This window comes from Sphingomonas sp., assembly GCF_031426035.1.
Classification (GTDB): domain Bacteria; phylum Pseudomonadota; class Alphaproteobacteria; order Sphingomonadales; family Sphingomonadaceae; genus Sphingomicrobium.
Map to the genome: position 1 here is coordinate 1 of NZ_JANPKO010000128.1, position 6,520 is coordinate 6,520.

6 protein-coding genes are annotated in these 6,520 nt (G+C 68.3%); all 6 read right to left on the bottom strand.

The genetic code is table 11. The annotated features are described in order from the left end of the window. The coding region (locus RMP08_RS09395) for a serine hydrolase domain-containing protein (protein WP_310468738.1) at positions 1-250 on the bottom strand (250 nt) is incomplete at its 3' end. Next, complete coding sequence (locus tag RMP08_RS09400; protein WP_310468739.1) at positions 247-1,374, bottom strand: hypothetical protein; 1,128 nt, start codon at positions 1,372-1,374, stop codon at positions 247-249. The genes RMP08_RS09400 and RMP08_RS09395, both read right to left, overlap by 4 nt. Further along, positions 1,371-2,432 (bottom strand): DUF1611 domain-containing protein, encoded by a 1,062-nt coding sequence (locus RMP08_RS09405; RefSeq protein WP_310468740.1) that lies wholly within the window; start codon positions 2,430-2,432, stop codon positions 1,371-1,373. Before RMP08_RS09405 ends, RMP08_RS09400 begins: the two co-directional genes overlap by 4 nt. Before the next feature lie 4 nt (positions 2,433-2,436). Next, positions 2,437-4,755, bottom strand: coding sequence for a TonB-dependent receptor (locus tag RMP08_RS09410; RefSeq protein ID WP_310468741.1), 2,319 nt, complete (start codon positions 4,753-4,755; stop codon positions 2,437-2,439). Positions 4,756-4,819: 64 nt separating this feature from the next. After that, positions 4,820-6,157 carry a peptide MFS transporter gene (locus RMP08_RS09415; RefSeq protein ID WP_310468742.1) on the bottom strand — a complete coding sequence of 446 codons (1,338 nt, stop codon included), beginning with the start codon at positions 6,155-6,157 and terminating at the stop codon, positions 4,820-4,822. Further along, positions 6,154-6,520: enolase C-terminal domain-like protein (locus RMP08_RS09420; RefSeq protein ID WP_310468743.1), on the bottom strand; the 367-nt coding region annotated here is incomplete at its 5' end. The genes RMP08_RS09420 and RMP08_RS09415, both read right to left, overlap by 4 nt.

Sequence of the window (6,520 nt, forward strand, 5' to 3'; positions counted from 1 at the left end):
CGGTGAAGGCCTTGCCGGTTGAGCCCGTGCCGAAGATGGTGTCGGCCCCGACCGGGTCCGGCTTGCCGATCTGGCGCACGCCCCATCCCTGCGCGAGTGTCGGTTTGCCGTCCTCGACGATGGCAATCGAGACGCCGGGCGCGCCGTAAGCGGTGCGCAACTGCTCGACCCGCTGCTCGAACCCCGCGGGCGGCGCGGCGAGGGCCGGCGATGCCATCGCCAACAGCGCGAAGATGAGGGCGCGGTTCATGCGGGTTGCTCCTGCTTCGAACGGGTCAACCGCCATACGCCCAGCGTCAGCACGGGGATCACGTAAACGGCGATGAGAACATAGGCCAAGGCGCGATATCCGGTGGCGATCAGCGCGACGAGGCCGAAACGGTCGGCGACGAACATGCAGCCGATCAGCAAGGAGAGCGCGATGGCCAGGCGGGCGCGGTTACTGAGCACGATCCCGCGCCAGTTGAGCACGGCGCGCGCGATGCGTTCGTTGATCGCGTGGACCGAGCTCGCCCCGCTTTCGAGCAGCGCCGAGAAGATCATCAGCTGGAACAGCAGATGGAACAGCGGGATGTCGAGCTGCTGGAGGAGGAAGTCCGAGGGCAGAGTGGCGTCGGCGATCTCGGGGTAGAAGCCGACCATGGCGATGAAGAACAATAGCGCGGGGAGCGTCGCCAGCGGCCCGGCGATGATCCCCGCGACAATCGCGTCGCGGCTGCTGGTGAGGTGGCGGACGACGGGCAGCACGACCACCGCGCCGATCAGATTGTAGCCGGCGTAGATCGTCCCCCCGGTCAGCCAGCCGGTCGCCGGCCCGCCGCGCTCGAAGCCGGCGGCGATGCGGTCGCCGAAGTGAGTGAAGGCGAGCACGATGAACAGCGCGTAAACCGCGTACAACAGGTAGGAGACGTAGGCGAACATGCGTTCGACCGACGCGTTGCCGAAGGTCACCACGGCGACGATCGCGGCGGCCAGCGCGGCGGTGCCGACCAGCGACGGCAACCCGAGCAGCGACGCCCCTATGGCGCCGGCCGCGGCGCCGTAGACCGCGAGGATGAGTACGATGAACAGGATGTAGGCGCCCTCAAACAGCACCCAGCCGGGGCCGAGCAGGCGCCTGAAGAAGGTGACATAGTCGAACGCCTGGACCAGCCGCGCGAAGAGGAAGGTGACGCTGCACACCAGGCTGAAGATGAGGGTCGCGACGAGGATCGCGGCGAGCCCGCCCCACGGCCCGCTGGGGAGGAAGAATTCGGCGAGCTCTCGGCCGGTGGCATAACCGCCGCCGATGACCACCGCCTTGAACGCCAGGCCGGGCAGCCAGAAGCGCTGGAAGCGGGTCGGCGCCGCGCCGCTGGCGGTCGCCGTCGTCATGCCGCCGCGCACGCGTCGAGCAGCGCCTCGAGCCCGACCCCGCGCACCGGATCGGCGACCGGCAGACCGAGCCGGCGCGCGGTCGCCGCGATGACCTCCGCCGCGGCCTGATCGTCCATCGCCACAGTGTTGAGGCTGACCCCGCAGCAGCGGATCGCGGGGTTGGTCAGGCGCCCCGCCGCGACGGTTTGCGCGATGACGTCCTCGATCGACGGCACCGGAAAATCGGGCAGGCCGAGGATGTGGCTGCGCAGCGGGTCGTGGCACACGACGAACACATCGGGCTGGCTGCCGTGGAGCAGGCCGAGGGTGACCGCGGCGTAGGACGGGTGGAACAGCGAGCCCTGGCCCTCGATCACGTCGAGGTGGCCGGGGGCTGCGTCGGGGCTGAGCAGCTCGGCCGCGCCGGCGAGGAAATCGGACACCACCGCGTCGATCGGGATGCCCGCCCCGGCGATCATGATCCCGGTCTGCCCGGTGGCGCGGAAATCGACGTCGAGGCCGCGCGCGGCGAGCCCGCGGGCGATTGCCAGCGCGGTGTATTTTTTGCCCAGCGCGCAATCGGTGCCGACCGTCAGCAAGCGCCGTCCGCTGCGCTTGCGGCCGCTGGCGATCGGGATGCCGTCGGGCGGGACGCGCACGTCGACCAGGCGGCGGCCGAGCTGCCTGGCCTCGGCCGCCAGCTCGGCAATGTCGCCGAGCCGGTCGTGCATGCCCGACACAATGTCGAGGCCGGCGCGCAGGCTTTCGCTGAGCGTCGGCAACCACAGCTCGGGCACCTGGCCGCCGCGGGTGGCGACCCCGATCAGCAACGCGCGCGCGCCGCGCTGATACGCCTCGCGCGGCTGCAGCGGGGGCAGACCGGTGGTGACGCGCGCGCCGGGCAGCGCGAGCTCGCCAATGCAGCGCTCGGGCGCCCAGTCGCGCAACCCGAACGCGGTCTTGGCGTAGCCCGCCTCGACCGCGTCCCCGAGGAACAGCAGATACGGCGAGGGGAGCGCGTCGACCTGCTCGCCCCGCGCACTGAGCGCCGCCGAACCCGGTGCGGTCGTGGCCATCCGACTATAGACCGGCGGTCAGGCTGATCCCGATCGTCCGCGGCCGGATCACGCCGGTGTTCATCGCCCCATTGGGATTGAGCGGGAACGGGCCGAACACGGTGGTGCCTTCGGTCGAGGTCCGGCCCGCGCTGTTGCCGAGGTTACGGACGTAGGCGTCGATAGCGTATTTGCCGAAGTCGAGCCCGGCGCGCAGGTCGATGACCTGGTAGCTGTCGATCCGCCGCTGCCTGCCGTTGGCTGCCACAAAATCCGCATCGTAGCTGGCGGTCTGGCTCGAGAGATGGCGCAACGACGCCCCAAGGCTCGCTTCGAGCGTATTGCTCAACGACCAACGGTAGTCGCCGTTGAGCCCGGCGCTGAACTTGGGCGTGAACGGAAGCTGGTCGCCGTCGAAGCCGGAAATGGCGCCCTGGATGGGCGGCAGGTCCTCGGTCAGGCGGGCGTCGGTGTAGGCCGCGTTGAGCGACAGCGACAGGCCGCGCAGCGGCCGCGCGGTGGCCGTGATTTCGGCGCCGTCGACCTTGGCCTTGCTGCCGTTGGTGTTGATGTTGAAGTCCGACACGGTGGCGATCAGCTGGATGTCGGTCCAGTCGATATGGAACACCGCCGCATCGACGGTGAAGCGGCCGTCCGGCGTCTGCGCCTTGACCCCGGCCTCATAGCTGATCAGCGAGTCGGAATCGTAGGTTCCGAGTTCGGCCGGCGCACCGGGCGGGAGCACGTTCGGGCCGCCCGGACGGAAGCCCTTGGCGACCCGCGCGTAGATCGACGTATTGTCGTTCAGTTCGAAGCGCGGGGCGACCGAGTAAGTGAACACGTCCTCGGTCGACTTCCTGGTCGGGAAGCGGTTGAAGCCGCCCGCCAGGGCGCCGTCGCTGACCTGGTCGGCCTCCTGCTTGTTGCTGCTGTAGCGCCCGCCCAGACCGAGGTCGAAGCGCTCGCTGAAATGGATCGTCACGTCGGCGAAGCCGGCGATCTCCTTATACTCCGACGCCACCCTGGCGAGGCCGAGCAACGGCACGCCGGGGTCGTCGATCGGGTTGAGGGTGCCCGGGCGCACGGCAATGAAGTCCTGGTCGATCAGGCCGTCCTCGCTGGTGTAGTAGATTCCGGCGAGCCAATCGAGGCGCTTGGATTCGGACGACAGCCGCACTTCCTGCGTGAACTTTTTCGAGTTCGTTGACTGCGCCTGGAAGAACTCGTTGGCCGGGTATCCGAATGCGGCATCGATGAGCGAGCTCAGAGGGAACGTCAGGTCGGCGCGGAAGTCCTGCTTTTGCGTGCTGTAGCTGGTTGACGAGGTGAGGTCGGCAAAGCCGAGGTCGATCGCCCCGGTCGCGTTGTAGACGCGATATTTGACGTCCGAAAATTCGGGCACGAACTGCGCCTGGCTCAGCTCGCCGTACAGGCGCTCGAGCGTCTCGGGATCGCTTGCAACGACCGACGGCGCGTCGGCTTCGATATTCTGGGCAAGCGCGGTGAAGCGCAAGGTCACCTTGTCGCTGGGCTTGTACAGCAGCGACGCACGGCCGCCGAAGCTCTTGCTGTCGTTGATATTCTTGGCGCGGTCGGAGGTCAGGACCGCGCCCAGCAGATCCGTCCCGCTGGTCCCGATCGAATCGATGAACCCGCCGTGCTTGCGATAGGAGCCGGTGGCGCGGAACGCGAGCGTGTCGCCCAGTGGCACGTTGACCACCAAATTGGCATTGTAGCCCATCTCGCCGCCCGCGGTGGTTTCGACCCCGACCCGGCCACGCGCGGTCAAGGCCGCGGTGGAGGGTTGCCGGGTCACGAACTTGAGGACGCCGCTGAGCGAGCTGGCACCGTAAATCGTCCCCTGGGGGCCGCGCAGAACCTCGATGCGGTCGAGGTCGAAGGTGTCGAAGTCACCGGCCAGGACGGCGGCGTTGACCAGGCCGCTGCTCGACCCGAACGGGGTTTCATCCATGTAGATGCCGACCGTCGAGGCGACGCCGCCTGAGTTAACGCCGCGCACGATCAGCCGTCCCTGGCCCGGCGTGCTCTGGTTGAGCTGAAGGCCTGGAACGAGCTTCAGATAGTCGGCGAAGCTGCTTGCATTCTGATCCTCGAGCGTCGCGCCCGAGACCACCGAAATCGATTGCGGCACGTCGATCAGGACCTGGGTGCGCTTTTGGGCGGTGACGACGATTTCGGCCTGGTTGGTGTCGGCCGCGCCGGCGGTCTCCTGCGGCACGGGCGGGTCCTCCTGGACCTGCGCCAGGGCGGGCTGCGCGGCGAGCCCGAGGAGGGCCGCGCTGCCCATCAGGAATGTGCGGGGCGAAAGCCGGTTCTGGGTCATGATGTTTCCTCCATATGATGTTGGTTGCGCGCCCCGTTGGGCACGATGAATGCGGTGCGTGAGCCTAGACATTGGCGGGCCTCGCCAGGCCTTCGGGAACATCGGTCAGGTCGGGCGGCGCGGGGTCGTTCGCGGCGCGCGCCAGCACGCGCTTGGTCGGCGCATCGAGCAGATAGAGAAAGGCCGCAGCGGCGGTCGCGATGCCGGCGAGCAGGACGAAGAACGGGACATGGTCGATCCGGCTCCACAGCCGGCCGACCTGGCCCGCGGCGAGGCTTCCCGCGAAGATCGCGAGGTACCAGGCGGCGACCGTGCTGGCGCCGAGCCTGGGCGGCGCGAGGCGCGCGAAGATGCCGAGCCCGTTGGGCAGGATGTACAGCTCGCCAAGGGTGAAGATGACGAAGAAGGACAGCAGCCATAGCCAGTGGACCGGCGCAGCGCCGTTGACCATTTCGGCCGCCGCGACGAGCAGATACGAGGCGGCGACGAGCAAGGCGCCGGCGGCCATTTTGTGCATCACCGACAGTTCGCGGCCGGCCTCGGCCTGGCGCTTCCAGCGCGCGAGAAGCAGCGGCGTGACCAGCATCACGAGCAGCGGGTTCAACGAGAAGAACATCGCCGCGCCGACCTCGAACCCGGCGATGGTGCGGTTGACATCGTCGCGCATCCACAGCGCGAAGGTATTGCCGATCTGCTCGTAGGAGCCGCGGAACACGGTCACCGCGAGCCCGATGCCGAGCAGCAGCAGCACGGTGTCGCGGCCACGCCGCGCCGCCGCGCCCGCCACCGTTGTCGCGGCCGCGCGCTCGGCGACCGGCTGCTCTTCGGGCAAATGGCGCCGACCCAGGACATAGATCAGAAGGCCCGCGAGCATGCCGACGCCGGCGGCGCCGAAGCCGTAATGCCAGCCGTAGGTCTCGCCGAGGAAGCCGCACACCAGAGGAGCGAGGAACGCCCCGACGTTCACCCCGACATAATAGACGTTGTAGGCCCACGGCCGGCGCGGGTCGTCGGCGCGGTAGAGGTCGTTGATCTGGCTCGGCAGCGTCGGCAGGAATAGCCCGTTGCCGATCGCGATGGTCGCCAGCGCGAAATAGAAAGCGGGCTCGAACGCCATCATGAAATGGCCCGCCGCCATCACCGTCGCGCCGATGATCACCGCCTTGCGCTTGCCCAGCCAGCGATCGGCGATGGTGCCGCCGATGATCGGCGTGAAGTACGCGAACGCGGTGTAGAAGCCGTAGATGCTCGACGACTTCTCCTGGTCGAACAGCAGCGTCGTGGTCATGTAATAGACCAGCAGCGCGCGCATCCCGAAGTAAGAGAATTGCTCCCACATGTTGGTCAGGAACAGGATCGTCAGCCCGCGCGGCTGGCCGAACCACGGGCGCTCTTCGGTCACGCTGCGAGCACCTTGCCCGAGCCCCACACGTGGGGAGCGGCGCTGACCATGCCGTCGATGTAGTCGACCCCTGGCGCGCGGTCGGCGGCGAGGAACGTCGGGCCATCGAGGTCGACGATGTCGCACTGCTGGCCGAGGATCAGCGCGGGCGCGGTCGACAGGCTGGTGCCGACCATCGTCCCGACCATCACCTGCAGGCCGAGCCGGCGCGCTTCCGCCGCCATCAACAGCCCCTCGGTCAGGCCGCCGCATTTATCCAGTTTGATATTGACGACGTCGAACCGGCCGGGCGCCGACGGCAGATCGGCGAGGCTGACCAGGCTTTCGTCGCCGGCGATGGGAATTGGCGACGCGAAGCCTTCG

Coding starts and splice junctions, on each gene's coding strand:
- RMP08_RS09400 (WP_310468739.1), bottom strand. CDS start 1,374: ATGACGACGGCGACCGCCAGCGGCGCGGCGCCGACCCGCTTCCAGCGC.
- RMP08_RS09410 (WP_310468741.1), bottom strand. CDS start 4,755: ATGACCCAGAACCGGCTTTCGCCCCGCACATTCCTGATGGGCAGCGCG.
- RMP08_RS09405 (WP_310468740.1), bottom strand. CDS start 2,432: ATGGCCACGACCGCACCGGGTTCGGCGGCGCTCAGTGCGCGGGGCGAG.